Source organism: Mesorhizobium sp. J428 (assembly GCF_024699925.1).
Lineage (GTDB): Bacteria > Pseudomonadota > Alphaproteobacteria > Rhizobiales > Rhizobiaceae > Mesorhizobium_A.
In genome coordinates, this window is sequence record NZ_JAJOMX010000001.1 from 1,789,620 (window position 1) to 1,815,011 (window position 25,392).

The following is a 25,392-nucleotide window of genomic DNA, read 5'->3' on the forward strand; positions in this document are numbered from 1 at the left end:
GAGACGGAACTGAGTGTCAGCCGATGAGCTTGCCCAGCGCCACTGCCGTGTCGCCCATGCGGTTCGAGAAGCCCCACTCGTTGTCGTACCAGGACAGCACCGAAACGAAGTTGCCGTCCATGACCTTGGTCTGGTCGAGTGCAACCGTCGAGGAATGCGGGTCGTGATTGAAGTCGATCGAAACGTTCGGGTGACGCGTCACGCCGAGGATGCCCTTGAGCCTGCCTTCGGAAGCGGCGATCAGCGCGTTGTTGACCTCCTCCACCGAGGTGGCCTTCTTGGCGACGAACTTGAGGTCGACCAGCGAGACGTTCGGGGTCGGCACACGCACCGAGATGCCGTCCAGCTTGCCCTTGAGCTCCGGCAGCACCAGGCCGACGGCCTTGGCAGCGCCCGTCGAGGTCGGGATCTGCGACAGCGCGGCGGCGCGGGCGCGGTAGAGGTCCTTGTGCATTGTGTCGAGCGTCGGCTGGTCGCCGGTGTAGGAATGGATGGTGGTCATCATTCCCTTCTCGATGCCGATCGCGTCGTTCAGCACCTGGGCCACCGGTGCCAGGCAGTTGGTGGTGCACGACGCGTTGGAGATGACCATGTGGTCCTTCGACAGCTTGTCGTGATTGACGCCGTAGACGACGGTCAGGTCGGCGCCGTCCGACGGCGCCGAGACGATGACGCGCTTGGCGCCGGCGGTCAGGTGCGCGGCAGCCTTGTCACGGGCGGTGAAGATGCCGGTGCATTCGAGAGCGATGTCGATGCCGAGTTCCTTCCAGGGAAGCTGCGACGGGTCCTTGATCGCGGTGACCTTGAAGGAATCGGTGCCGATCGAGATGACGTCGCCTTTGACCGAGACTTCACCCGGGAAGCGGCCGTGGACGCTGTCGAAGCGGAGCAGGTGCGCATTGGTCTCAACCGGGCCGAGGTCGTTGACGGCCACCACGTCGATGTCCTTGCGGCCGGATTCATAGATGGCGCGGACGATGTTGCGGCCGATCCGGCCAAATCCGTTGACTGCTACCCTGACGGTCATGTTCGATCTCCGAAGTGCGGAAGGAAAGGCGGGCGCGGGGCGTCCGCCGGATTACTTGGTGGGATGAAGCAGCTTCTCGGCGGCAGCGGCGGCGGCGTCCGCCGTGATGCCGAAATGCTCGTAGAGCTTCTCGTAGCGGGCCGCTCGCGCCGAAGCCGTGCATGCCGATGAAGACGCCGTCGCGGCCGATGAAGCGGTCCCAGCCCTGGCGGATGCCGGCCTCGATGGCGATGTTCACCTTCGAATTGCCGATGATCGCGGCCTGGTAGTCCTTGCTCTGCTGCTCGAACAGCTCGAAGCAGGGCACCGAGACGACGCGGGTCGGATGGCCGTGCGCCTGCAGCTTGTCGCGGGCGGCGAGCGCGATCTCGACCTCGGAGCCGGTGGCGAAGATCGTCACCACCGCGTCGTCGGACGCCTGCGCCAGCTCATAGGCGCCACGGGCCGACAGGTTCTCCTCGGAATATTCCTTGCGCACCGCCGGCAGGTTCTGGCGGGTCAGCGCGATCGTGGAGGGCGCGGTGCGCGAATTGAGCGCGATCTCCCAGCATTCCGCCGTCTCCATCGCGTCCGCCGGGCGGAAGACGAGATGGTTCGGGATGGCGCGCAGGGCCGCAACCTGCTCCACCGGCTGGTGCGTCGGGCCGTCTTCGCCGAGGCCGATGGAATCGTGCGTCATCACGAAGACGACGCGCTGGTGCATCAGCGAGGCCAGTCGCATCGCCGGCCGCGCGTAGTCGGAGAACACCAGGAACGTGCCCGAATAGGGAATCAGCCCGCCATGCAGCGCCATGCCGTTCATGGCCGCCGCCATGCCGTGCTCGCGGATGCCGTAATAGACGTAGCGGCCGGAATAGTCGGCCGGGGTGACCGGCTTGGTCTGGCTGGTCTTGGTGTTGTTGGAGCCGGTGAGGTCCGCCGAGCCGCCGATCGTCTCGGGCACGGCGCCGTTCAGCACCTCCAGCGCCATCTCCGACGACTTGCGGGTGGCGACCTTCGGCTTGTCGGCCGCGAGCTTCTGCTTGTAGGCGGCCATCGCCGGCTCGAATCCGCCCGGCAGGTCGCCGCGCATGCGACGCTCGAACTCGGAGCGCTTGTCGGCGTCGGTCGCGGCAAGGCGGGTCTCCCACTCCTTGCGCTTCTTGACCGAGCGCAGGCCTGCGAGCCGCCAGGCGTCGAGGATGTCGGACGGCACCTCGAAGGGAGCAGCCGTCCAGCCGAGCGCCTTGCGGGTGGCCTCGATCTCTTCCTTGCCGAGCGGCGAGCCGTGCACCTTGTTGGTGCCGGCCTTGTTCGGCGCACCGAAGCCGATCGTCGTCTTGCAGGCGATCAGGCTGGGGCGAGGATCATGCCGCGCGGTCTCGATCGCCTGGGCGATCGCGTCCGGGTCGTGGCCGTCGCAGGCGATGGTGTGCCAGCCCGACGCCTCGAACCGCTCCAGCTGATCGGTCGAATCCGACAGCGACACCGGGCCGTCGATCGAGATGTTGTTGTTGTCCCAGAACACGACCAGCTTGCCGAGCTTGAGATGCCCGGCGAGTGCGATTGCCTCCTGGCTGATGCCCTCCATCAGGCAGCCGTCGCCGGCAAGCACATATGTCCAGTGGTCGACGAGGTCGTTGCCGAAGGAGGCGTTGAGGATGCGCTCGGCGAGCGCGAAGCCGACCGAGTTGGCGAGGCCCTGGCCGAGCGGGCCCGTCGTCGTCTCGATGCCGGCGGCGTGGCCGTATTCGGGATGGCCGGCGGTCTTCGAGCCGAGCTGGCGGAAGTTCTTGATCTCGTCGATCGTGATGTCCTCATAGCCGGTCAGGTAGAGGAGGGAGTAGAGCAGCATCGAGCCGTGGCCGGCCGAGAGGATGAAGCGGTCGCGGTCGGGCCAGTGCGGGTTGGCCGGGTCGAAGGTCAGATACTTGGTGAACAGCACGGTGGCGATGTCGGCCGCCCCCATAGGCAGGCCGGGATGGCCGGAGTTGGCTTTTTCGACCGCATCCATCGACAGGAAGCGGATCGCGTTCGCCATCCGGTCGTGCTTTTCACGTGACGTCATCTTGTACCTCGAGCCCTTGAAGGCCCGGGGCGGACGCGCATCAGCCGCATCCCCCCGGAAAATGCGAGGGACACATAGCAGGTGCCGGACACCTGTCAACGCGCGGAGCGCTCGGATAGCAGGGGAAAGCCGGCGCGCTTTGTTGACGCCCGCTTCGCCCGACGCCTAAGCTTGACAGGATAATTCGTTCGAATAATGCGCGATTCGCGCGTCGGGACGGCTGGAACGCTCAACAATGACCGGCGATGTCACCCTGAAGGAAGTCATCAACCGGCTCGGCAAGGCGATCGCCACGCTGGAGGATGCGGTGGCTGCGCGGCTGGAACGGGACCAGGATTATGCCGAGGCAGAGGCCGAGGTGCAGCGCATGAACACCGACCGCGCCCGCCTCGCCCAGGAGCTCGACGCCTCCGAGGCGCGGGCGGAGCGGCTGGAAGGCGCCAACAAGGAAGTCTCGCGCCGGCTCGTGACGGCGATGGAGACGATCCGCGCCGTGCTGGACAGGTAGCGGGAGGCTCGGATGGCACAAGTCACCGTAACCATCGACGGCAAGCAGTATCGGATGGCCTGCGACGAGGGCCAGGAAGAGCACCTGATCGACCTCGCGAACAGGTTCGACCGCTATGTCGGCCACCTCAAGGGCTCGTTCGGCGAGATCGGCGACCACCGGCTAACCGTCATGGCCGGCATCATGGTGATGGACGAATTCTCCGAACTGCAGCGCCGCGTGAAGGGCATGGAGACCGAGATCGAGACGCTGCGCAAGACCCGCGACGACGCGTTGATCAAGGCCGACAAGAACGACGCCGCCCTCACCGGCGCGCTCGCGGGGCTGGCGGAGCGGATGGAAGTACTGGCGGAGCGGATCAAGGGGTGAGACGCCTCACCGCTTCAGCACATCGTCCCAGTCCGGCGCGTGGCGCGTGATCTCGTCGGCCACGAACCAGCAGGTCGGCGTGATCTTCCAGCCGTTGGCCCGCGCATCGGCGATCAGGCGTTCGACCAGCGCTTCGGCGATGCCGTCGCCGCGATAGGGCACCGGCACGAAGGTGTGGTCGGCGATGATGTGGTCGTCAGACACCTTGACGAAGGTCAGCCGCGAATCCTCGCCGTTGGGCATCGGGACGAAGTAGCGGCCACCCTTCGGCGTGGTCTCGAACCGGATGGAAGCGTCGTGGTCCATACTGCGGGCTCCGTTCATCTCATCCGGGTCAATGCACAAGCGGCGTCAATGTTTCAGCACGTCGGCCCATTCCGGATGCCGGCGGAACTGCGCCGCGGCGAAGGGGCAGAGCGGGATGATCGTCTTGCCCGCCTTGCGGATGTCCTCCACCGCGCGGGTGACGAGCTTGAGCCCGGCGCCTTGCCCGCGGAAGGCGTCCGGCACCTCGGTGTGGTCGATGATGACCTGGTGCTCGCCGATCTTCGTATAGGTCATCTCGGCCGTCTCGCCGGTGGCGAGACGGATGAAATAGCGGCCCTTGGAGCCGGTCTCCTCGACCTTGATTTCGGGAAGTTCGGACATGATCAGGCTCCGACTGGCTGGAGGAAACGGCGCGCGGCCTCGACTTCGTTCGGACGCACCTCATGCGCGCCGTCGTGCCATTCGAGGATGACATCCGCGCCAGCGTCGCGCAACCAGGCCTCCAGCCGGCTTGTATAGACCGGCGGGCAGATCGGGTCGCGGCGGCCGGCGGTGATGAGAACCCGCCTGCCCTTGAGGTCGCCGTCGATGCGCGGCTCGAACGGGATCAGCGGATGCATCAGCACCACGGCATCGAACAGGCCCGGCGCGGCGAAGAGCGTCGAGGCGAGGATGTTCGCACCGTTGGAATAGCCGAGGCCGTAGACGGCCGACGGCTTTGCCGCAGCGACATGCGCCTCCGCATAGGCCTTCATCTTCGCCGTCGCCCGCGCAAGGTCGTCCATGTCATAGACGCCCTCGCCCGTGCGGCGAAAGAAGCGTGCCGCACCGTATTCCGAGACATCGCCGCGCGGCGACACGATCGTCGCATCGGCCAGCAGGTCCCGCCCGAAGGCGGGAAACTGGTTTTCGTCGCCGCCGGTGCCGTGGAAGGTGAAGAGGAGCGGTCCGCCCGGTTTCCCGGGCAGGACCTTCTCGATGTAGCTCTGGGTCATGGTCAGTCCTCGATCGGCTGCAGGTGGCCTTCGAGCATCGCCCGCAGGTGCTCGTGCTGCCTCGGCAGCTTGAGCGCCTCGCCGAGGTGCTTGGTGTCCTCGTCGCGGTCGAAACCCGGCTCGTTGGTGGCGACCTCGAACAGCACGCCGCCCGGCGTGCGGAAATAGATCGCCCAGAAATAGTCGCGGTCGATCACCGGGGTCACCTGATAGCCCGTATCCATCAGCGCCTTGCGCACCTCGAGCTGCTTGGCCCGGTTCTCCACCGCGAACGCGATATGGTGCACCGAGCCCGCGCCCTGCCGCGCAAACGGCGTGACCGGCAACGCCTCGATGTCGATGACGTCCGCGCCCATGCCCTCCGGCACGGCGAAACGGGTGATGTTCTTCGACTGGTCGACTTGGCTGTAGCCCATGAACTTCAGAAGCTCGCTCGTCGCCCCGCCGTCCCGCAGCCGCATCGAGGCCGAGTGGAAGCCGCGGATGGCATAGTCGTCCGGCACGCCGCCCTGCGTCCACGGAGCCCGCGTGTCGCCGGTGTGCTCGACCAGCGCGAAGCCGTCATTGTCGGGCCCCTTGAAGAGAAGGCGCTTCTCGCCGAAGGACTCGCCCGGCTCCAGGCCGGCCACGTTCTCCTTCGCGAGGTGCTCCTGCCACCACCCGAGCGAACCCTCGGGCACGGAGAAGACGGTCGTGCCGACCTCGCCGACGCCGGGCTGGCCCTTGGCGATGTGCGGGAAGGGGAAATAGGTCATCACCGAGCCGGGCGTGCCGACCTCGTCGCCATAGTAGAGGTGATAGACGTCGGGCGCGTCGAAATTGACGGTCTTCTTGACCCGGCGCAGGCCGAGCGTCTTGGTGAAAAAGTGGTTGTTCTCGTTGGCGTTCGCCGCCATCGACGTAACGTGGTGCAGTCCCTTGATCTGATCGAGCATCGTCTTGCTCCCTTGTGTTCGGCGGCCCGCGCCGCCCGTCGCGTCCATATGTCGGTCGCGAGGGAGAGAAGGAAAGCCACCGGTCACAGCAAGGACTGTGCTATGTTTGTGAACGATCAGATAAAGTCGTTCACCGTTCTGCCACCCACAGGCGCCGCTACTGGGCGCAGTCCGGCTCGCCGGGCACCGCCTTGAACTTGCGTGGCCCGACAAGACCCGGCTGGGTGGGAAGATCGTCGATGCGCACGTCGAGCACGCAGGTCTCCGTCTGGACGCGGTAGAGGTCGATGTCGAGCCGCTGGACGCTCTCGATGGGGCGTATCCCGAGCACCCCAGCAGCCGCATCGACCACCGCGGTCAGTTCCTTCGCCCGCTGGAACTGCGGCGGCAGCGCGGCTTGGGCCGCCGTCGCCCATGCAATGCCCGCTATGCCCAGCACAAGTGTCCGCCGTCCGATGCCCATGTTCTTTCCCCCGTTGGATGAGGCTGCTAGCAGAGCATGGCAAGGCCCGGTTGGGAAGGAGCGCAGCGTGAAGAACGAGACGAAGCAGACGGCGCGGCCGAACGTGCTGTTCATCACCTGCGACCAGTGGCGCGGCGACAGCCTGTCGGCCGCCGGCCATTCGGTCGTGCGCACGCCGAATGTCGACCGGCTGGCAAAGGAGGGCTGCTGTTCTCGCGCCACTATGCGGGTGCGGCGCCATGCTCCCCCGCCCGGGCGTGCATCTATACCGGCCTCTACCAGATGAACAACCGCGTCTGTCGCAACGGGACGCCGCTGGACGCGCGCCACGACACGATCGGGCTCGCCGCCCGCCGCGCCGGCTACACGCCCACCCTGTTCGGCTACACCGACACCTCGCCCGACCCGCGCGGTCTCGATCCGTCAGACCCGGCGCTGCGGACATATGAGGGTATCCTGCCCGGTTTCGTGCCGCGCGTGCTGTTGCCCGAGCACCAGAAGCCGTGGCTGTCCTGGCTCGCCGCGCGCGGCGTCAAGACCGACGCCGGCTTCCCGGAGATCCATAAGCCGGCGAAACGGTCCCCCGAAGTGTCGCCCGCCCCGCCGGTCTACTCGAAGGACGAGACCCCCGCCGCCTTCATCGCCGGCGAATTCATCCGCTGGCTCGGCGAGCAGGAAGAGCCCTGGTTCGCGCACCTCTCCTTCATCAGCCCGCACCCGCCATTCATCGTGCCGGAGCCGTTCAACACCATGTACGATCCGTCGGATGGGCCGGCGCTGCAGCGCGCGAAGGATACTGAGGCGGAGGCCGCCATCCATCCCTTCGCCGCCTGGGCGATGGAGCGGCTCAAGAAGACGAAGTTCATTCCGGGCGCGAAGGGCAAGGTGCGCGACTGGAGCGAGGACGATATCCGGCAGATCCGCGCGCTCTACTGGGGGATGATCTCCGAGGTCGACGGCCAGCTCGGCCGCATCTTCGATGCGATCGCCGCAAGCGGCGCCTGGGACGACACAATTGTCGTCTTCATGTCCGACCATGCCGAGATGATGGGCGACCACTTCTCGATGGGAAAGGGCGGCTTCTTCGACCAGAGCTACCACGTGCCGCTGGTGATCCGCGATCCGCGGCGCGGCAAGACGCACGGCCGCCGGGTCGACGCCTTCACAGAGGCGGTCGACATCATGCCGACGCTGCTTGACCTGATCGGCGCGCCGGTTCCTGCCCACCTCGACGGCCGGTCGCTGGCGCCCTTCCTCGACGGGACGCCGCCGAAGACCTGGCGCGACGCCGCGCATTGGGAGTTCGACTTCCGCTCGGTCGGCACTGGCAAGGCGGAAAGGCAGTTCGGCCTCTCCTCGCGCCAGTGCAATCTGGCGGTCGTGCGCGGCGAGCGCTGGAAATATGTCCATTTCGGCGGCGGGCTGCCGCCGGTCCTGTTCGATCTGGACAACGATCCCGGCGAGACCCGCAACCTCGCGGCCGACCCGGCCTACGCTTTCGCCCGCCTCGAAATGGCCGAGCGCCTGCTTGAGTGGCGGGCGGCGCATCTCGACCAGTCGCTGGCCCTGCTGGAACTGACCGAGGGTGGCGTAGCCGGCAAACGGTATCTCTGACGAAAAACGGCCCGCCGGTTTCCCGGCGGGCCGCAAAGGCAGTGATGGGGGCCTTAGTTGGGCACGACGCGCATTTCGTCACGCTTGGCCGCATAGTTGGCCTCGTCGTAGGTCGGCGCCGCGTCCAGCTGCTCCTTGGTGAAGGTCGTGTAGAGGTAATGGTCGCCATCCTCGTCGACCATGAAGGTCAGGTTGTCCATGCCGACGGCCACTTCCTTCTCGCCCATGCCGAGGAAGCCGCCGACGTCGATGATCACGGCATCCACCTTTTCGCCCTGCAGGACGACATCGCCGATCTCGCCGATGTTCTCGTCATTGGCGCCATAGACGGTGGTGCCCACCAGATCCTCGGAGCGGATCTCAGCCGTATTCACTTCCTTCAGTGTCGAACGGTCGATCGCGGCGGTCTCGGTCTTGTCGGTCGCAGCCGGCGCCTGCGCGTCGGGTGCCTTAGTCATAGCGTCCTGCCCGGCGGGCTTCGTAGCGTCGTTCTGGGTCATGTCGGTCGACGGCGCAGTGGTCGCCGGCGGGGTCGTTGCCGGAGGAGCTGCCGTGTCGTTGGAGGCAACGGCGGCCGGCGCATAGGCGCTCCGGTCGAAGGCCGGCAGCTCCTTCAGCTGGTCGGCCGTAGCCTCGATCACGATCCAGCGGTCGCCGTCGCGCTCGGCCCAGTCGATCGTCTTGTAGTCGATCGCGACGTCCTTCTCGCCGATACCGAGGAAGCCGCCGACGCCGATCACGATGGCTTCGACCATGCCGTCCTTCGAGATCACGAGGTCGTTGACGTCGCCGACCGTCTGAGCGTCTTCGGCGGTGCTGTTATAGACGGTTTCGCCAATGAGGTTTGAAGCGATCTGCCCGTCGGGCGAGACCTGGGACTGGTCGACGGCAACGCCCGGCGCCAGCGGCGCGGCCGGTGCAGCGTCGGTAGCCGCCGGCGGGGTTGCGGGCGCGGGCTCGGTGCTCGATTGGGCAAATGCGCCGGTCGAAACGATCGTGAGAATGGCGGTAGTCGCCAAGAGCTTACGGATCATGATACTCTCTCCTTCGTGCAGGGGTTTCTTTGCACGGCCGCGCCGTTACCGATCGTCGCTGTGAGGGCCGGCGCGGCCTCTACAGTCCGGTAACGCGGGCTTGCTGATCCGGTTCCCATATAGGTGCACCACGCAGACGGAAGCGGCGGCAGCCTTGAGCATTGATTTTACTGGAGAAAGCGCGGAACTTTTCGGTCATTGGCGCGTTTTCCCGCGCGCCCCCGCTATACTACCCCCTCTCAACACGTCCGGAGCCTAGACCATGCGGTTCATCGCCGTGCTGAACAGGGGCGGAGGAACGTTGCGCACGATGGACCTCGACGCATTCGAGGCCCGAATGCGCGATCACCTCGGCGAGGCCGGGCACACCGTGGACGTGCGGATCGTCGAAGGCCGCGATCTCATGGCTGCCCTCGGCGAGGCTGTGGCCGCCTCTGACGTGGATGTGGTGCTGGCCGGCGGAGGAGACGGCACGATCTCGGCTGCGGCGTCGGTTGTCATGGATACCGGCAAGGCGCTCGCGGTTCTGCCGGCCGGCACGATGAACCTGTTCGCCCGTTCGCTCGGCATGCCGCTCGACCTCGATTCCGCGCTCGCGGCCTTCTCGACCGGCGAGATCCGCGAAGTCGACGTCGCGACCGCCAATGGCAGGCCGTTCGTGCACCAGTATTCCGTCGGCCTGCACGCCAAGCTGGTGAAGATCCGCGACCAGATGAAGTTCTCCTCGCGCCTCGGCAAGATGCGCGCCTCGGTCAGGGCAGCCTTCGCCACGCTGATCCGGCCGCCGTCCATGCTGGTCTCGATCGACATCGACGGCGCAGAGATCATCGTCCGCGCCTCCGGCATCGGCGTCACCAACAATCTGTTCGGCGAGGGGCACCTGCCCTATGCGGACCATCCTGACGGCGGGACGCTCGGCGTCTACGTCACGACGGCGCGACGCCTGCCTCAGCTCCTGTCGGCGCTTTTCCACATGCTTGTCGGGCGCTGGAACCGCAACGCGCATGTCGAGATCCATACCGGCAAGCAGGTGGTGCTGAAGTTCACCCGCCTGCACAGGCGCCATCGCTGCGTCATCGACGGAGAGCTTTCACCGATCGAGCACGAGACGACCATTCGCATCCATCCGAAGTCGCTGCGGGTGCTCGTGCCCCGCATGTAAGGTCAGCCTCCCGACGGCGCAGGGGGCGCGCCGGTCGCCGGCTGGGTCGCCTCGGTTTGCGGCGTCTGGATCGACGTTCCGTACATCTCGACGACGAACCAGACCGCGCAGGCCAGTGCCAGCGAGACCAGCAGGATCACGAGGACAGGGTAGCCCGGCTTGCCCTGGCGGGCGTCGCGGGCTGAAAACAATCTACGCATGACATGCTCCACAATCGTCGCATGCCAATGCGTACCGCCCCGGATCGGTTCCGGAATCAGCCGGTAGTCGAACAATCAGAGAGGGTTAGGTGTCGGGATCCTCGTCCCGCGCCCGCTCGCTGTTTTCCTTGTAGATCGCGTAGGCGGCCATGGCGGCCACCGGCGTCAGCAGCGACAGGAGCCCGCCCCGCCCCTTGAGAAGCGCAGGAAGAATCGCGAAAGCGGTGGCCCCCGCAAGCGCCTGGAGTTGGGCGGCCCGAGCTTCTTCAGCGCGGCGCTTTGCCTGGATGCCGGAAAGGATGCGGTGCACGATCAGCGCCACGCCGGCCAGCGCAATAAAGCCAAGTCCGAACCCGACCGCCGTGTAGAGCGGGCCATACCGCTCGGCGACGAAGATGTAGGCGGCCGCGATCAGGAAGCCGATGCCGATCGCGAGGCAGATCCCCGCGATCATATAATCGATCATGGCGCGCCGGACACGCTTCGCCGCTCGCGACGTCTCTCCGGAAACGAAAGATTGGATCAGCGCCGCGAGCATGGACGTTCCGGGATAGGCCAAGGCGTCAGCGGCGTGTGAGCAATGCGAAGAGGAAGCCGACGCCGGCGGCGATGGCGAGAGAGGTGACGGGCTTCTCGCGCACCCGGGCGACGATCTCGCCCTCGATGTCGCCGGCCTCGCTCTTCAGCCCCTGCATCGCAGCCTCGCCCTTGGCCCGCACCTGGGTGACGCCTTCCTGCGCGATGGACTTCAGCGCCTCGAGCGACTTCTCGCCCGAACTCTGCACCTGCGCCGTCAGCTTTGCGATCTCCGCCTTCAGGGTTTCGATCTGCGCCTCCATCTCCGTGACGGACGGCTGCGGAGCTTCGGTCCTGGAACCGTTGGCGGGCTTTTCAGTTTTCGCTGTGGAAGATGGCATGGCGGGCTCCTTTGCGTTTGCGTGGTTCCAAACGCGGGACCGGCGGCGAAGTTCCTCCGGCCTGCCGGCATCAAAATGCCTTTCACGACGCGAGTCCAGCGGGATTCCTCACATCAACGGGCGGCGCTGGTCGCCGAGCCCTTCCCAGCGCGCGATGCCGCAGAGCGTTTCTTCGTTGAGCACCTCGCAGCCGCCATCGAACCAACGGATCGCTTGTCGGTCGATCAGTTTCCTCAGCGTCTTGTTGGTATGGACGATGGAAAGGCCGAGCGTGTCGGCCACGTGCTGCTGCGTAATGGGGATTTCCGCCTTTCCAGTGCCGTAAACCTGCACCGACCGCGCCCGCTGGTGAAGGAAGGCAATGAGATACGCCGCGCGCTCCAGCGCGCTGCGGCGGCCGACGCTGAGCAGGTTCTCGTCCAGCATCTGCTCCTCGCGCGCGGCGAGCCAGGTGAGATCGTAGGCGAGGCCCGGATGGTTGCGATAGAGCGAGAAGAGCTGGTCGCGCTCGAAGACGCACAGCATCATCGACGACAGCGCCTCGACGGAGTGCTGCATCTCGCCGGTGAGGCTGCCTTGCAGTCCGATCAGGTCGCCGGGCACGACATAGTTGAGGATCTGGCGTCGCCCGTCCGGAAGAAGCTTGTAGCGAAATCCCCAGCCGGACAGGGCGGTATAGAGATGCGCGCTGTGATTGCCTTCGACGAGCACCGTGGCCCCGCGATCGACCGTCAGTTCACCGGTCTTGAACTTGCTGATGAAGGCCAGTTCGGCGGGCTTGAAATCCCGAAAGACTCCCAGCGGCCGCAGCGGGCATCTTTCGCACGGATATTTCTTGGCCGAGCTGGCCGGCGCAGGCGTCATGGACCCATCTTCCTTTCGCTCCGCAAGGCTCGCCGACATGTCAAAGTTAAATGACGCGGGGGGAATTTTTCTGCGATCAGTACAGAAATGCCATTTCGGAGAAAGCCATTTTGACCAAGCTGCCGCTCGACGGCCTTAGGGTTCTCGTCCTCGAGGACGAGTTTCTCATTGCGATGGAGGTCGAGCAGGCCTGTCGCGACAGCGGCGCGGCCGATGTCAGGATCTGCCGCACCCTCGAGGAGGTCGGTTCGACGGCGTCGGGAACATTTGACTTCGACGTGGCCGTGATCGACCTGAAGCTGGGCCTCATATCGTCGCTCGATTTCGCGCGGGGCCTGCATGAAGCGGGGGTGCCGTTCATCTTCGCGACCGGCTATGCCGACTCGCAGGAGATGTCGGAGAACTTTCCCGGCGTTCGCGTCGTCACCAAGCCTTATTTGGGCAATGAAGTGGTCGACGCTCTCGCGGATACGCTGCACCGTGTCCCCCAACGGCTCGACTTCGACTGAGACTGGATGCCGGCGGGTCACACCGCAGTGCTGAGGATCTGGACGGTAATCGAGTCCGGACCGAACTCGCCCTCTCCGGAAATCCCGAGCTGCTCCTGCAGGCGGGCGCGGGCGCGGCTCACCCGGCTCTTGATCGTGCCCACCGCGCAGCCGCAGATCTCCGCCGCCTCCTCGTAAGAGAACCCCGAGGCGCCGATCAGGATGATCGCCTCTCGCTGGTCCTCCGGCAGCATTTCGAGCGCGCCGCGGAAATCCTCCAGGTCGAGCGCGCCCTGCTGGCTCGGATGCACCGCGAGGCGGCCGGTCATGATCCCGTCGGAATCCTGCACCTCGCGGCCGCGCTTGCGCATCTGCGAATAGAACTCGTTGCGCAGGATGGTGAAGAGCCACGCCTTGAGGTTGGTTCCCGGCTGGAAGCTTTCGTGCTTGTCCCAGGCCTTTACCAGTGTTTCCTGCACCAGATCGTCCGCCCGGTCTGTGTTGTGCGTCAGCGACACCGCGAAGGCACGCAGGTTGGGGATCGATGCAAGCAGTCCGGACTTGAAGTCCGCTGACACAGCCATCGGGCTCACTCCGACTTTCCGGCAGTTTCTGCCTTGTCGAGTTGCTGCAGCAGCTGTGCGAACCGGTCGGGAACCTCTTCCGACACGAGACCGTCATAATACTGACGCAGCTTGCGTCCGATTTCGGAATTGGTGCCGAGGACGTCCGCGCTCCCAAGCAGGCCCGTCTGCCGCTCGGAGGTGTTTTTCTTGTTGGTCATTCCTTGAACTCGCCCTTTGTCTTTACCGGCAGCGCCCACCGTCCCTGATGGCGTATGCCGGCATTGCGGCCCGCCGACAGCAATGTCCGGGCTGAAATGCACCGACGCGAAAAAAGTTCCCTCGCCCGGAACTTTTTTTGCCGACGCCCGTTTAAGCGACACATGCGCCCCTATTCTTTGCGGCGCAGCTCGTCATTGAGGGAGACGTCATAAATGAGCCTTTCTGCAAGCATCGCCCCGCATCTGCCGTTCCTGCGCCGCTTCGCGCGCGCCGTGTCCGGTTCGCAGTCGAGCGGCGATGCCCATGTCGCCGCCGCGCTGGAGGCGATCATTGCCGATGTAAGCATTTTCCCGAAAGCCTCCAGCGACCGGGTCGCGCTCTACAAGGTGTTTGCCAAGCTGTTTTCCTCCGTTGCATCCCACATGCCGGCCGAGCAGCCGGCCCAGGCCTGGGAACGGCGTGCCGCCGCCAATCTCGGCTCGCTTGCGCCGCTGCCGCGTCAGGCCTTCGTGCTTGTAGCCGTCGAAGGCTTCAGCGACGAACAGGCGGCCGAGATTCTCGACGTGAGCGAGGAAGAGTTCACCGACCTGATCGCCGAGGCCTCGCGCGAGATTTCGAAGCAGGTAGCGACCGACATCCTCATCATCGAGGACGAGCCGCTGATCGCCATGGACATCGAGGAGATGGTGGAAAGCCTCGGCCACCGCGTCGTGGGCACCGCGCGCACCCACAAGGAGGCCGTCGGCCTCTTCCAGAAGACGCAGCCCAAGATGGTGCTCGCCGACATCCAGCTCGCCGATGGCAGCTCGGGCATCGACGCCGTCAACGAGATCCTGTCCTCGACCGCCGTGCCGGTGATCTTCATCACCGCCTTTCCCGAGCGGCTGTTGACCGGTGAGCGTCCGGAGCCGGCTTTCCTGGTCACCAAGCCGTTCAACCCGGAGATGGTGAAGGCCCTGATCAGCCAGGCCTTGTTCTTCGACCGCCAGGCGAAAGCCGCTGCGTGACGGAACAAAACGCGCGGTCGCGCGTTGTTTTATCGTCGCCGGGCTGATCGGCCACAATTTTGCCAGAACACGGGAGATGCGCTCCCGTGGAGCCATCGGCCTGCAGATTTCAGGAGAGTAGGATGCTGTACTGGACCGTCGTTTTCCTCGTCGTCGCCATCATCGCTGGTGCGTTGGGCTTTGGGGGGATCGCGGGGGCATCTGCGGGCGTCGCGCAGATCCTGTTCTTTGTCTTCCTTGCATTCCTTGCGATCTCGCTCATCGCCGGCTTGGTGCGCCGCGCGAGCTAGGGCGCGACTACCGCAAGGCGACCCGTTCCGGGAGCCAATAAATCCCCCTCAGCGGCTTCCCGGAGCCGAAGCCGGATCGCGGGCCCTCGGGGTCGCGGTCCGGCGGCTTTTTGGCTGTCTCTCGAGCGCACACGCCGTTCCAGCGGCGGAGCCAGGGAACTTTGCGCGCGGTGAACAGTTTTCCCAGACGGAACCAGCAGGGCGGCGGCACAATGAGTGAAGCGGGGAAGAGCGGGCGTTCATCGCCGACTTCGCACGCCCCTCCCAATCAAGCCGACCAGGCGAGCCTCATCCGCGCACTCGCCAACGCCAATGTCGCGATCCTCGCGCAGGACACCTCGCTTGCCTATCTCTGGAGCGAGAACGCACCCGCCAAGTGGGGAGCGGGCAAGCTTGCCGGCCGCAGGGACGCCGACATCTTCTCCGACGCGGTCGCCGAGGAGCTGACCGGCCTCAAGAGGGAGGTGCTGGCCGGAAGCGAGCGGCGCCACACCGAGATCGGAGTCTCCGGCCCGGAGGGGCTGAGCTGGTTCGAGATATGGCTCGATCCACTGAGGAATAATGAGGGCACCGTGGTCGGCGTGGTGACGACCGCGACGGAAATCACCGAGCAGCGGCAGCGCGAGCAGACACTGCGCATCCTTTTGCGGGAAGTAAGCCACCGCTCGAAGAACCTGCTCGCCATCATCCAGAGCATCGCGGCACAGACCGGCCGCTATACCGATACCATCGAGCAGTTTCTGACCCGCTTCCGCGGGCGGCTGCAGTCGCTCTCGTCCTCGCAGGACCTCGTGACCTCGTCCAACTGGCGCGGGGCTGACCTTCTGCAGCTCGTGGCCGGCCAGGTCGCGCGCTATTGCGCCGAGCCGTCGCGCAATCTGGTGGTCACCGGCGAGAATCCGTATCTCAACCCGAACGCAGCGCTTCATGTCGGGCTGGCATTGCACGAGCTCGCCGTCAACTCGGTAAGCTACGGCGCGCTTTCCTCGCCCGAAGGCCGGGTGAAGATCGAGGTGCGCCTCCTGCCGGACGGAGAGATGGAGCTTCTCTGGAGCGAGCCGCTCAGCCGGCCCGACGCCGGCCTGGAGCGTAAGCGCTTCGGCACAGTGGCGCTGGAGCGGGTGGTGCCCTCCTCGCTCAACAGTACAGCCAGCCTGTCGACGGGCGCAGGCCAGCTCGTCTACCGGCTGGTGCTCCCGGCCGACAGTTTCCACCTCGACTAGAATGTGAGCCGACATCTTAATCGCGCCTCAACCAGAATGTGCGATGGTTCGCTTCGGGAATCGGGAACCGGCTGGGGAGGAGGCCGTTTACGCTGGCGAATTCGGTTCGAGAGGAGCAGGGCGTGAACACGAGGATACACCATCTGGAGGATGCCGCGCGTCTCGCGATGGGTAGCTTCCTCGTCGAGGAACGTCCGCCGGTCTCCAGGGCGCCCTATGCGGTGCGCCGTGTCGCGATCATAGCGGCCGCCGCCGCGGTCGCCGCCATTCTTGCGCTTGCCTACCTGGCATAGCGCCTGCTTGCCGGGGAAGGACCAATGGCCCTCGAACCGGACTCTTCGCAATTCCGCCAGAAATGGAACCAAATAAAACGGAAGAACGTTCCAGGGCCGAAAGGATTCGGCCATGGAACACATTGCTGCGCTGTTGCTGATCGTCGGGTGTTCGCAGGATATGAAGCAGTGCGAGGAACTGCCGTCGCCGGTCACCGTCTACGAGACGTCGGTGGAATGCGATACGGAGCTGCCGGCAGTCCTCGGGCGGCTCGAACATCTGCGGCCGCGGGTGATGGGAACCTGTGTATTCGTTGATCCGGCCCTCGAGGAGGGAGACGCCGAACTGGTTTGGGACGTGACTCCCGACGGCGCCTTGCGCGCCTCGGTCGAGGCCGTCTCCATGAACGTGGCATCCGTGAAGGGGAAGACCCTTCACGAATGATCAACCGAGATTGGATCGGGGCGAGGCGAAACTGAACTGTTACGTTTCAATGCATATTCCTCCCGGTCTAGATATTCCGGCAGTCCGCCGGATTTTTGCTCGCATCGCGTGTAGGAAACATTCGGGCGGGTCGTTTCTGAAGGAGAGAGCGCAATGAAGAAGATCATCATCGCCCTAGTGGCGGCAGGGGCGATCGCCGGCTGCACCACGGCCGAGCAGGATGCGGCCGGCGGCGCCGTTGTCGGCGCGGCTGTCGGCGGCCTCGCGACAGGCCGCGCCGGAGGCGCGCTGGCAGGTGCTGTCATTGGTGGCGCGGCAGGCGTTCTGCTGGGCCAGGCCACACGCCGCGGCGAGTGCCGTTACCGCGACCGTCGCGGCCGCATCTACATCGCCGCCTGCCCGGCCGGCTACTACTGATCTGCGACGCAGAAGCGAAGGGGCCGCGGCAGCGCGGCCCCTTCTCCATGTACGGGCGCCTCAGCGCTTGAGCGGGATGAAGATCTCGATGTCGATCCCGTCGTCGGGATAGCTTCGTTCGATCGAGCCGCCGAGCTCACGCCGATGTTGGCGTCGATCAGCCGCGTGCCGAAGCCCTTGCGCTCGGGCGGCTCCACCTTGCCACCGCCGCGCTCGCGCCAGAACAGGCGCAAACCGTCCCTTGTCAGGCTCCACGTCACCGCCACTGTGCCCTTGCCGGTGCCGGCCGCGCCGTATTTGAGCGCGTTGGTGGCCAGCTCGTGGAACGTCAGGCCGAGCGCCTGGGTGGTCGCCTCGTCGATCTCGACCTGCGGGCCAGTCAGCCGGTCGGCATCCATGCCGTTGCCCAGCACCTGCTCCACCTCGGTAAGCAGGAGTTCGCGCAGGTCCGCCTTTTGCCAGCGCGAGCGGGTCAGCATGTCCTGCGAGGCCGACATCGCCTGCAGGCGCGCGCTGAACGAGGCGGAAAATTCGTCGACCGTCTTCGCACCCGACGCCGTCTGGCGGGCGATCGCAAGCACGCGGGCGAGCGAGTTCTTGATCCGGTGCTTCATCTCCTGCAGCAGCAGATCCTTCTCCTGCAGCGCCTTCTCGCCCGCCTCGTTGAGCGCGCGCACCGCATCGAAGGCCTTCTCGCCGGAGCGCACGACATAGGCGAGCGCGGTGGCAAGCGCCAGGCCAAAGAGGCCGAGCGCAATGGCGGCCGTGCGCGAGGACGGCCAGACGAAGGCGGATGTCGGCTCGAACCGGAGCAGCCATTTGCGGCCGGCAAACTCGATCTGCCGGCTTGTCCGGAATGTGCCCATCGAGCGGTCCGGGGGAGTCTGGGACCGGTAGATCAGCGTCTCAGTCTTGGGCTCGCCCTCATAGACTTCGATTGCGAGCGGCAGGAGCGGGGTTTTTGCCAGCGCCACGCTGAACAGTTCTCCAGCGCGGAACGGGGCATAGACGAAGCCGGCGGTGGCAGCGGCGCGCTGCCCAACGCTTGCCGTGTCAGGCACGCCGAGAACGAGCGGGAGGTAGACCAGGAAGCCGGCCTGCTTCGAACTCCCCTCGTCCTGAATGAGCGAGACAGGCCCCGTCACGCGCGCCTCGCCAGTTTCCATCGCCCGTGTCATCGCCGCGCGGCGCTTCGGCTCGCTCATCATGTCGAATCCGAGCACCTTACGATTGCCTTCGTCCAGCGGTTCCAGAAGGGTCACGATTGCGCGCTGGCCGCCGCCCTCTAGGGGCCAGACCTGCATCTCTCTGCCGTAGTTGCGGGCGAGATCATCCTCTGCCGCCCGTTCGGCCCCTCCGCGCAGAAGCCGCACGTAGCCAAGCCCCCGAATACCTGCATAGCGGTCCTTGATGTCGAGAGCTGAAACGAACGATCGAAGTGCATCGCGACTGACGGAGCCGTTTCCCGTCTTGTAAAGGGCGAGTGTCGCCCTGAGCAGCGACAGATGCAGCTCGAGCCGCGTCTCGATGCGGCTGACTGCGTCGTCGGCCGTGCCTTCGAACTTGATGTGCGCCGCATCGGTCGCCGCGACATAGGCATAGCCTGCCATGGCGAGGCTTGCAGTCGCGACCGACACGAACACGACCGCCGGGAATATCCGTTTCACTCGCTCCACCAGAATCCCGCAAATCGCGGACGACTCTTATCGGATGGATCACGCAATGCAATCGGTGGCCCGCCGCCCAGAACGGACGCAACGTTAGCCCAGACCGGTCAGGCGGCGTGCGCCGCCTCGCGCATCGCCCCCGGTCCCGGAATGGCGCCTGGCGGACATTTGCCGAGGATGATCATGCCGAGCACCTCGTCCTTGGTCACGTCCTGCGTGCGCGCGGTGCCGACAACCTGGCCGTTCTTCATCACGCAGACCCGGTCGGCGAGGTCGAACACGTCGTGGATGTCGTGGCTGATCAGGAAGATGCCGATGCCGTCGGCCTTGAGCTGCTTGACCAGCTCGCCGACCTGCGCCGTTTCCTGCGGGCCGAGAGCCGCCGTCGGCTCGTCCATGATCAGGATGCGGGCGTTGAACAGGATGGCGCGGGCAATCGCCACCGACTGGCGCTGGCCGCCTGAAAGCTTGATCACCGGCTCCTTGAAGCGCTGGAAGCGCGGGTTGAGCCGGCCCATCACCTTGCGCGCCTCGGCCTCCATCGCGACGTCGTCGAGCGTACCGTATTTCGTCATCAGCTCGCGGCCGAGGAAGAGGTTCGCGGCCGCGTCGACATTGTCGGCGAGCGCCAGCGTCTGGTAGATCGTCTCGATGCCGTATTTCTTGGCGTCGCGCGGATTGTTGATCGTCGCTTCCTCGCCATTGACGAAGATCTGGCCGGCGTCGCGCTTGTAGGCGCCCGACAGGATCTTGATCAGCGTCGACTTGCCGGCGCCGTTGTGGCCGAGCAGCGCCACGACCTCGCCCGGGTAGAGGTCGCAGGATGCATCGTCCACGGCGCGGATGCCGCCGAAGGCGATCGAGATGTTGCGCAGGTCGACGAGAGGGGATGCGGGTCTCGGCCATCGTCGTTCTCCTAGATCCGCTTGCGATAGAGGGTGTCGAGCCAGACGGCGAGCACCAGCACCGCGCCAACGACGATATTCTGCAATGGCGTGTCGATGCCGAGCAGCACCATGCCCGACTGCAGCGACTGCATCAGCAGCGCGCCGAGCATCGCGCCCGCGATGGTGCCGGCGCCGCCGGCGAGCGAAGTGCCGCCGATGACGGCGGCGGCGATGGTGAGCAGCTCGTCGAGCGTGCCCTGCGCATTGGTCGCCGCGTTGAGGCGCGCGGTCGAGATCGCCGACGCGATCGCCACCAGCGCGCCCATCAGCATGAAGATCTTCAGCGTCACCCAGCGGGTGTTGATGCCGGCGAGCTCGGCCGCCTCCGGATTGCCGCCGATCGCGAAGACGTAGCGGCCGAAGCGAGTGCGGGTGGCAAGGAAGGTCATCGCGATGCCGACGCCGATGGCGATGAGCACCGGAATGGCGATGCCGTGCGCGATGAAGGCGCCCTCCGGCACCGGCAGGCCCTGCGCCTCGTAGTAGCGGCGCACGATGCCGACCGGCCAGGGATAGGAATTGGCGATCCACACCGCGCCGAGGATCGCCCCGCAGGTGACGACGCCGAGGAAGACTTCCGCCCAGACCGGCCGCAGCGGAAACTTGAAGCGCTTGCGCTGCGTGCGGCCGTTGAGAAGCATCAGCACCACCGCGATGCAGGCCACGATCGCGACGATCCAGCTCCAGGTCGCGCCGATCGAGCCGTCCGGCCCGCCGCCCATCAGGCGGAAGGTGGCGTCCATCGGCGCCACCGTGCGGCCGCTGGTCACCCACCACGCCGCTCCGCGCCAGACGAGCAGGCCGCCGAGCGTGACGATGAAGGCCGGAACACCGAGATAGGCGATGATATAGCCCTGGAACGCGCCGATCGCCGCGCCGACCACGAGGCCGGCGAGGAGCGAAATGATCCAGATCGACGGGTCGCCGAGCGAGAAGCCGAAGCTACGGACCAGGATCTCCGCCTGCAGCACGCCCATCACCATGCCGACGAAGCCGAGGATCGAGCCGACGGACAGGTCGATGTTGCGCGTGACGATGACCAGCACCATGCCCGTCGCCATCACCGCGACGGAGGCCGACTGCACCGACAGGTTCCACAGGTTGCGCGGCGTGAGGAACAGGCCGCCGGAGAGGAAATGCAGGCCAAGCCAGATGACGACCAGCGCCCCGACCATCCCGAGCATGCGTGTGTCGAGCTCCGTGGCCTTCAGGAAGCGCTCGACCGCGTTGAGTTCCGCGGCGCGTGCCCGGTCCGGAGCCGAATTCGAGGTAGCGTCGGTCATGACAGTCCTCCCGTGCCGCAGTCTCAAGCTGCTTTTCGGCGTATCTACCTTAGTGAAACGCCGCGGTTTTCGTCAAACCGCGGCGTTCCGATGAGCTGGCTTGCGCCGCGATCAGTTGCAGGCCGCGACGGAACCCGCCGCCACGCCCTGGCAGACCACATCCTTGGTCACCCAGCCGGCGTCGATAACGACGTTGAGGTTGTCCTTGGTGATCGCGATCGGGGTCAGGAAGACCGAGTTGGTCTCGTTGCCGCCCGGCGTCGTGAACTTCACGACGTTCGGGATGTCGGTCATCGCCTTGCCGTCGGCGAGCTGCGAGGCGATCTCGGCCGCGTTCTTGCCGAGCTCGCGCGCGTCCTTCCACACCGACACGGTCTGCGTGCCGAGCGCGACGCGGTTCAGCGCAGCGTGGTCGCCGTCCTGGCCGGACACCGGCACGGAGCCCGCGAGGCCCTGTGCGGCGAGCGCCGCGATCGCGCCGCCGGCCGTGCCGTCATTGGAGGCCACGACCGCGTCGACCTTGTTGTCGTTGGTTGTCAGGATCTGCTCCATGTTCTTCTGGGCGTTCGCCGGCAGCCAGCCGTCCGTATAGGCCTCGCCGACATTCTTCACCTTGCCGGAATCGATCGCTTCCTTCAGCACTTCCATCTGGCCGGAGAACAGGAAGTCGGCGTTCGGATCGGCCGACGAGCCCTTGATGAAGGCATAGTTGCCCTCAGGCTTGACCTTGAACACCTCGCGGGCCTGCAGGCGGCCCACTTCCTTGTTGTCGAAAGTCAGGTAGAAGACGTCCTTGTTCTCGATCAGACGATCATAGCCCACCACCGGAATGCCTTCCGACAGAGCCTTCTCGACAGCCGGCCCGATGGCCGATGCGTCCTGCGACAGGATGATGAGCGCGTTCGCGCCCTGCGCGATCAGGGCTTCGACGTCGGTGAGCTGCTTGGCGGCGGAGGACTGCGCGTCGGCCGAGATGTATTTGTCGCCGGCGGCCTCGATCGCGGCCTTCATCGCGGCTTCGTCCGTCTTCCAGCGCTCTTCCTGGAAGTTGGACCATGAAACGCCGATGATCTTGTCCTTCGCCTCTGCGACGGCGGCGAGCGACATCGACATGGCGACGCCCGCCAGCATGGCGGTTGCAAATTTCTTCATGAAGTCCTCCCTGGGCGCCTCGGGGGCGCGTGACGTTGGCAATGCGCCAAGTTGCGAAGCTCTTTTTTCGAGCCTCGAAAAAATTAATGACTCATGCCCTCCGCTCTGTCAATATCCCTTCGCGCGCCGAGAGGAGGTCGCCGACGAGGCCGGCACGGCGCAGGGGAGGATGGCGAACATGACGGTCGGAATCCGTCACGACGACCTGCGCCGCCGCAACCGCGCGATGGTGATCGGGGCGGTGCGCCGGGCCGGACAGCCGTCGCGGACCGAGATCGCCGCAACGACGGCGCTCAGCCCCTCGACCATCTCGGCCATCACCGCCGACCTCATCGCCGAGGGCATCCTCGTCGAGAGCCGCTCTGGCGATACGACCGCGGCGCGGCGGGGGCGGCCGCAGGTGGCGGTGCGGCTCAGCCCGGCGGCGGCGACCATCGTCACCATGGTCCTGTCGATGAACCAGCTGTCGGCGTCGCTGATCGACTATGCGGGGGAGACCGTGGCCGAGGAGAGGCGCAAGCTGCCGACCCTCGACCTGTCGCGCGAGGCGCTCGTCAGCGAGGTGGTCGGCATCCTGCGCGATCTCATCGGCCGAATGCCGCAAGGGCGGCGGCCGATCCTGCGCATCGTGTTCGCCATCCAGGGCATCACCGATTCCGGCGAGCGCAAGCTGTTGTGGTCGCCGATCACGCCGCATGCCGACATCGATTTCGCCTCCATCCTGGAGAAGGAATTCGGCATACCGGTCACGGTCGAGAACGACTGCAACATGATCGCGGTCGGCCTGCGCTGGCGCAATCCCGAACGCTACGCGCGCGATTTCATCGCCGTGCTTCTGTCGCACGGCATCGGCATGGGCATGGTGCTGCGCGGTGAGCTGTTCACAGGCACGCAGTCGTCCGGCGGCGAGTTCGGCCACATGATCCATCGGCCGGACGGGGCGCTGTGCCGCTGCGGCCGGCGCGGCTGCATCGAGGCCTATGCCGGCAACTACGCGATCTGGCGCAGCGCCAGGGGTCTGCCGGAGACCGAGGCCGTGGCCCGGGACGTGACCGATGACGATATCCGCGCATTGGCCGAGGTTGCGCGAAGGCAGCCCGGTCCCGAGCGCGAGGCGTTCCGCGTCGCCGGCGAGGCGATCGGCTTCGGCCTCGGCAGCCTGTTCGCCCTGATCGACCCCGCGCCCGTGGCGATCGTCGGCCACGGGGCGACCGCCTTCGACCTTATGGAGAAACCGATGCTGAACGCGATCGCGCGCACCGCCGGCGGCGTGCATTCGGGCGCCATCTCCTTCGACACTGAGCCGGACGAGATGCCGCTGATCCGCGAGGGATGCGCCATGCGGGCGCTGACCTTCATCGACCAGGAAGTCTTCTCGCCCGGCCAGGCGCCAGCCGCGGGCCGGAACGTCGCCTGATCAGCCGGCGGGACGCCATTTGCGCGGCGGCTGCCCGCGAATGAGGTCGTAGAAGCCGTTCGCCTCCACTGCCTGCCAGTCGCCCTCGCTTCCGTCGGGCCACAGCACGCGCACCTCGGCCTTCGCCTCGCCGCCGAGGCCGAAATGGATCCAGCCGAGCTGGCCGCCTGCATGGCCGCCGCCGACGGTGATCTCACGGCGGAGGGTGCGCGCACCGCAGCGCACCTCCACCCAGGCGCCGATCGCGCCGACATTGGGCGGCGGCTGGCCCAGCGCGAACGCCGCCCAGTTGCCCGCCACGCCGCCATTGCGCCACAGCCGCGCCTTGCTGTTGCGGTTGACGACGACGAGATCGACCTGGCCGTCGAGGTTGAAATCGGCAAGCGCTGCTCCCCTGCCCGTATCGAAGCTCGCGATGCCCGCGGCCTCGCCCGCCTCCTCGAAGGTGCCGTCGGGCTTCTGAAGGAGAAGATTATCCGGATCCTTCATCGCGAAATCGGGCATCTCCGAGACGTTCCCCTTGGCGACGAAGAGATCGGCGAGACCGTCATTGTTCACGTCCTCGAACTGGGCGTGCCAGGCGGTCGACGGCTTCACCTCGCCGCCCGTATAGGGCCGGTGCGCCGTGACGCCCTTCGCGAAGGCGATGTCGGCGAAACTCGCCTTCGGAGCGCCGCCCTCGGGCCTGGGGGCGAGCGTCTGGAGCTTGTTGTCGGCCATGGAGGTGAGGAAGTATTCGGGGTAGCCGTCGCCGTCGAGGTCGGTGCTGGCGATGCCCATGCCCCAGATCTTGAGCGGCTTCCAGCCGTCGGCCGGGCCATAGAGCGCGGGCGGCTGGCCGGGATCGATCCGCCACATCTGCTCTTGCCCGCCCTTGTAGTATTCGCGGTCGTTGGAGACGCGCAGCGACGGCGCGCCCGACCGGTTCCAGTCGGTGAAGAGCATGGACAGGGCGCAGTAGCTGGGCTTGAGCGGCAGGGGCGGAGCGAACCTGCGTTCCTCGCCCGCCGGGCGGTGCAGCCAGTTGTCGGTGCAGGAGCCCCAAGGGAACGCGTCCTGCGTCCGGTCGATGTAGTTGCCGACGGCAATGGTGGGGAACCGCGCGCCCTTCTCCCACGTCGCGGCCAGCGCCGTCGACCAGGCGTCGCCGCCGTCGAAGCCGAAGGCCTCGTTGGCGCGCTCGAAGCGGCAGGCTCCCAGTCCTCTCATCACCACGTTCTCGCCGACCCGCAGGAGGACGAGGTCCCGATTGCCGTCGCCGTCGATGTCGAGCGGATAGGCGCCCGACACCATGTCGAGTTCCAGGCTGCTCTCCTGCGCAGCGAAGGAGAGCGGGCCGCCGACCGTGCCCGTGTTGCGGTAGAACGTCGCCGGCGCGGCTCCGCCTGCGAGCAGCATGTCCGGCATCCGGTCGCCGTTGCAGTCGAATACGGCCGCGCCGCCGCCGACCATGAACTCCCACTCGCCGGTGAAGACGTGGTCGATCCCGGCCGAAGCCGTCTCGTCGGTGAATGTCGGGACGGCGCTTTCGAACGCCTCCGACGCGGCAGGGCCGATGGCAAGGAGCGCGGCCAGCAGGGCGGGGATCAGGCGCATG

Annotated in this window: 29 protein-coding genes and 2 pseudogenes; 12 read left to right on the top strand and 19 right to left on the bottom strand. The window is 66.1% G+C overall.

Going from position 1 to position 25,392, the window contains the following annotated elements; all coding sequences use genetic code 11:
• Window positions 1-16: 16 nt before the first annotated feature.
• Both gap and tkt read right to left on the bottom strand, forming a co-directional pair.
• Entirely contained in the window at window positions 17-1,027 is a 1,011-nt protein-coding gene (gene gap, locus LRS09_RS08895) for a type I glyceraldehyde-3-phosphate dehydrogenase (RefSeq protein WP_257805395.1), read from the bottom strand.
• Window positions 1,028-1,078: 51 nt separating this feature from the next.
• Window positions 1,079-3,074 (bottom strand): annotated as a pseudogene (gene tkt, locus LRS09_RS08900) (transketolase).
• A 235-nt stretch (window positions 3,075-3,309) separates the two neighbouring features.
• Here tkt and LRS09_RS08905 point away from each other — a divergent pair.
• Together LRS09_RS08905 and LRS09_RS08910 are read left to right on the top strand one after the other, a co-directional pair.
• Window positions 3,310-3,582, top strand: a complete 273-nt coding sequence (locus LRS09_RS08905; RefSeq protein WP_257805396.1) for a DUF4164 domain-containing protein — start codon at window positions 3,310-3,312, stop codon at window positions 3,580-3,582.
• Between the two features lie 12 nt (window positions 3,583-3,594).
• The gene (locus tag LRS09_RS08910; protein WP_257805397.1) at window positions 3,595-3,951 is read left to right on the top strand and encodes a cell division protein ZapA; all 357 of its coding nucleotides are present in this window, start codon (window positions 3,595-3,597) and stop codon (window positions 3,949-3,951) included.
• A 6-nt stretch (window positions 3,952-3,957) separates the two neighbouring features.
• Here LRS09_RS08910 and LRS09_RS08915 read toward each other — a convergent pair whose 3' ends face one another.
• The 5 genes from LRS09_RS08915 to LRS09_RS08935 form a co-directional block, all read right to left on the bottom strand.
• A complete protein-coding gene (locus LRS09_RS08915; protein ID WP_257805398.1) occupies window positions 3,958-4,257 on the bottom strand; it encodes a GNAT family N-acetyltransferase in 300 nt (99 codons plus the stop codon).
• A 45-nt stretch (window positions 4,258-4,302) separates the two neighbouring features.
• Window positions 4,303-4,602 carry a GNAT family N-acetyltransferase gene (locus LRS09_RS08920; RefSeq protein WP_257810160.1) on the bottom strand — a complete coding sequence of 100 codons (300 nt, stop codon included), beginning with the start codon at window positions 4,600-4,602 and terminating at the stop codon, window positions 4,303-4,305.
• Window positions 4,602-5,213, bottom strand: a complete 612-nt coding sequence (locus tag LRS09_RS08925) for an alpha/beta hydrolase (RefSeq protein ID WP_257805399.1) — start codon at window positions 5,211-5,213, stop codon at window positions 4,602-4,604. Before LRS09_RS08925 ends, LRS09_RS08920 begins: the two co-directional genes overlap by 1 nt.
• A gap of 2 nt (window positions 5,214-5,215) precedes the next feature.
• The gene (locus LRS09_RS08930; RefSeq protein ID WP_257805400.1) at window positions 5,216-6,148 is read right to left on the bottom strand and encodes a VOC family protein; all 933 of its coding nucleotides are present in this window, start codon (window positions 6,146-6,148) and stop codon (window positions 5,216-5,218) included.
• A 157-nt stretch (window positions 6,149-6,305) separates the two neighbouring features.
• Window positions 6,306-6,611, bottom strand: coding sequence for a hypothetical protein (locus LRS09_RS08935; RefSeq protein WP_257805401.1), 306 nt, complete (start codon window positions 6,609-6,611; stop codon window positions 6,306-6,308).
• 67 nt (window positions 6,612-6,678) lie between these two features.
• Here LRS09_RS08935 and LRS09_RS08940 point away from each other — a divergent pair.
• Window positions 6,679-8,225 (top strand): annotated as a pseudogene (locus tag LRS09_RS08940) (alkaline phosphatase family protein).
• Between the two features lie 53 nt (window positions 8,226-8,278).
• On the opposite strand, the gene LRS09_RS08945 reads toward LRS09_RS08940, so the two are convergent.
• A complete protein-coding gene (locus tag LRS09_RS08945) occupies window positions 8,279-9,259 on the bottom strand; it encodes a PRC-barrel domain-containing protein (RefSeq protein ID WP_257805402.1) in 981 nt (326 codons plus the stop codon).
• Window positions 9,260-9,521: 262 nt separating this feature from the next.
• Here LRS09_RS08945 and LRS09_RS08950 point away from each other — a divergent pair, with 262 nt between their 5' ends.
• On the top strand, window positions 9,522-10,421 hold the full coding sequence (locus LRS09_RS08950; RefSeq protein WP_257805403.1) for a diacylglycerol kinase family protein: 900 nt from the start codon (window positions 9,522-9,524) through the stop codon (window positions 10,419-10,421).
• A 2-nt stretch (window positions 10,422-10,423) separates the two neighbouring features.
• On the opposite strand, the gene LRS09_RS08955 is transcribed toward LRS09_RS08950, so the two are convergent.
• From LRS09_RS08955 to LRS09_RS08970, 4 genes are all read right to left on the bottom strand, one after another.
• Window positions 10,424-10,621: a hypothetical protein gene (locus tag LRS09_RS08955; RefSeq protein ID WP_257805404.1), complete on the bottom strand. Its 198-nt coding sequence runs from the start codon at window positions 10,619-10,621 to the stop codon at window positions 10,424-10,426.
• A gap of 85 nt (window positions 10,622-10,706) precedes the next feature.
• Window positions 10,707-11,087 (bottom strand): hypothetical protein, encoded by a 381-nt coding sequence (locus LRS09_RS08960; RefSeq protein WP_257805405.1) that lies wholly within the window; start codon window positions 11,085-11,087, stop codon window positions 10,707-10,709.
• A 97-nt stretch (window positions 11,088-11,184) separates the two neighbouring features.
• On the bottom strand, window positions 11,185-11,538 hold the full coding sequence (locus LRS09_RS08965) for a YqjD family protein (protein ID WP_257805406.1): 354 nt from the start codon (window positions 11,536-11,538) through the stop codon (window positions 11,185-11,187).
• A gap of 108 nt (window positions 11,539-11,646) precedes the next feature.
• Window positions 11,647-12,402: a Crp/Fnr family transcriptional regulator gene (locus LRS09_RS08970; protein ID WP_257805407.1), complete on the bottom strand. Its 756-nt coding sequence runs from the start codon at window positions 12,400-12,402 to the stop codon at window positions 11,647-11,649.
• 110 nt (window positions 12,403-12,512) lie between these two features.
• Between LRS09_RS08970 and LRS09_RS08975 the strand changes: the two genes are divergently transcribed.
• The gene (locus LRS09_RS08975) at window positions 12,513-12,911 is read left to right on the top strand and encodes a response regulator (protein ID WP_257805408.1); all 399 of its coding nucleotides are present in this window, start codon (window positions 12,513-12,515) and stop codon (window positions 12,909-12,911) included.
• Window positions 12,912-12,928: 17 nt separating this feature from the next.
• Here LRS09_RS08975 and LRS09_RS08980 read toward each other — a convergent pair whose 3' ends face one another.
• Window positions 12,929-13,474, bottom strand: a complete 546-nt coding sequence (locus LRS09_RS08980; RefSeq protein WP_085467241.1) for a sigma-70 family RNA polymerase sigma factor — start codon at window positions 13,472-13,474, stop codon at window positions 12,929-12,931.
• A gap of 5 nt (window positions 13,475-13,479) precedes the next feature.
• A complete protein-coding gene (locus LRS09_RS08985; RefSeq protein ID WP_257805409.1) occupies window positions 13,480-13,674 on the bottom strand; it encodes a NepR family anti-sigma factor in 195 nt (64 codons plus the stop codon).
• Window positions 13,675-13,887: 213 nt separating this feature from the next.
• Here LRS09_RS08985 and LRS09_RS08990 point away from each other — a divergent pair, with 213 nt between their 5' ends.
• The 6 genes from LRS09_RS08990 (at window position 13,888) to LRS09_RS09015 (ending at window position 17,329) form a co-directional block, all read left to right on the top strand.
• Window positions 13,888-14,682: a response regulator gene (locus tag LRS09_RS08990; protein ID WP_257805410.1), complete on the top strand. Its 795-nt coding sequence runs from the start codon at window positions 13,888-13,890 to the stop codon at window positions 14,680-14,682.
• Window positions 14,683-14,804: 122 nt separating this feature from the next.
• Window positions 14,805-14,972 (top strand): DUF1328 domain-containing protein, encoded by a 168-nt coding sequence (locus LRS09_RS08995; protein WP_257805411.1) that lies wholly within the window; start codon window positions 14,805-14,807, stop codon window positions 14,970-14,972.
• 212 nt (window positions 14,973-15,184) lie between these two features.
• Window positions 15,185-16,195, top strand: a complete 1,011-nt coding sequence (locus LRS09_RS09000) for a sensor histidine kinase (RefSeq protein ID WP_257805412.1) — start codon at window positions 15,185-15,187, stop codon at window positions 16,193-16,195.
• A 122-nt stretch (window positions 16,196-16,317) separates the two neighbouring features.
• Window positions 16,318-16,488 (top strand): hypothetical protein, encoded by a 171-nt coding sequence (locus LRS09_RS09005; RefSeq protein WP_257805413.1) that lies wholly within the window; start codon window positions 16,318-16,320, stop codon window positions 16,486-16,488.
• Between the two features lie 112 nt (window positions 16,489-16,600).
• Window positions 16,601-16,912, top strand: coding sequence for a hypothetical protein (locus LRS09_RS09010; RefSeq protein ID WP_257805414.1), 312 nt, complete (start codon window positions 16,601-16,603; stop codon window positions 16,910-16,912).
• 153 nt (window positions 16,913-17,065) lie between these two features.
• A complete protein-coding gene (locus tag LRS09_RS09015) occupies window positions 17,066-17,329 on the top strand; it encodes a glycine zipper domain-containing protein (RefSeq protein ID WP_257805415.1) in 264 nt (87 codons plus the stop codon).
• Here LRS09_RS09015 and LRS09_RS09020 read toward each other — a convergent pair.
• The 4 genes from LRS09_RS09020 to xylF form a co-directional block, all read right to left on the bottom strand.
• On the bottom strand, window positions 17,323-18,996 hold the full coding sequence (locus tag LRS09_RS09020; RefSeq protein ID WP_308240290.1) for a CHASE domain-containing protein: 1,674 nt from the start codon (window positions 18,994-18,996) through the stop codon (window positions 17,323-17,325). The two genes, LRS09_RS09015 and LRS09_RS09020, sit on opposite strands and share 7 nt — an antisense overlap.
• 107 nt (window positions 18,997-19,103) lie before the next feature.
• Window positions 19,104-19,832 carry an ATP-binding cassette domain-containing protein gene (locus LRS09_RS09025; RefSeq protein ID WP_257805416.1) on the bottom strand — a complete coding sequence of 243 codons (729 nt, stop codon included), beginning with the start codon at window positions 19,830-19,832 and terminating at the stop codon, window positions 19,104-19,106.
• An 80-nt stretch (window positions 19,833-19,912) separates the two neighbouring features.
• On the bottom strand, window positions 19,913-21,226 hold the full coding sequence (locus tag LRS09_RS09030; RefSeq protein WP_257805417.1) for a sugar ABC transporter permease: 1,314 nt from the start codon (window positions 21,224-21,226) through the stop codon (window positions 19,913-19,915).
• 111 nt (window positions 21,227-21,337) lie between these two features.
• Window positions 21,338-22,378 (bottom strand): D-xylose ABC transporter substrate-binding protein, encoded by a 1,041-nt coding sequence (gene xylF / locus LRS09_RS09035; protein ID WP_257805418.1) that lies wholly within the window; start codon window positions 22,376-22,378, stop codon window positions 21,338-21,340.
• A gap of 178 nt (window positions 22,379-22,556) precedes the next feature.
• Between xylF and LRS09_RS09040 the strand changes: the two genes are divergently transcribed.
• Window positions 22,557-23,795 carry an ROK family protein gene (locus LRS09_RS09040; RefSeq protein ID WP_257805419.1) on the top strand — a complete coding sequence of 413 codons (1,239 nt, stop codon included), beginning with the start codon at window positions 22,557-22,559 and terminating at the stop codon, window positions 23,793-23,795.
• Here LRS09_RS09040 and LRS09_RS09045 read toward each other — a convergent pair whose 3' ends face one another.
• Window positions 23,796-25,391: a CRTAC1 family protein gene (locus LRS09_RS09045; RefSeq protein WP_257805420.1), complete on the bottom strand. Its 1,596-nt coding sequence runs from the start codon at window positions 25,389-25,391 to the stop codon at window positions 23,796-23,798.
• Between the last annotated feature and the right edge of the window lies 1 nt (window position 25,392).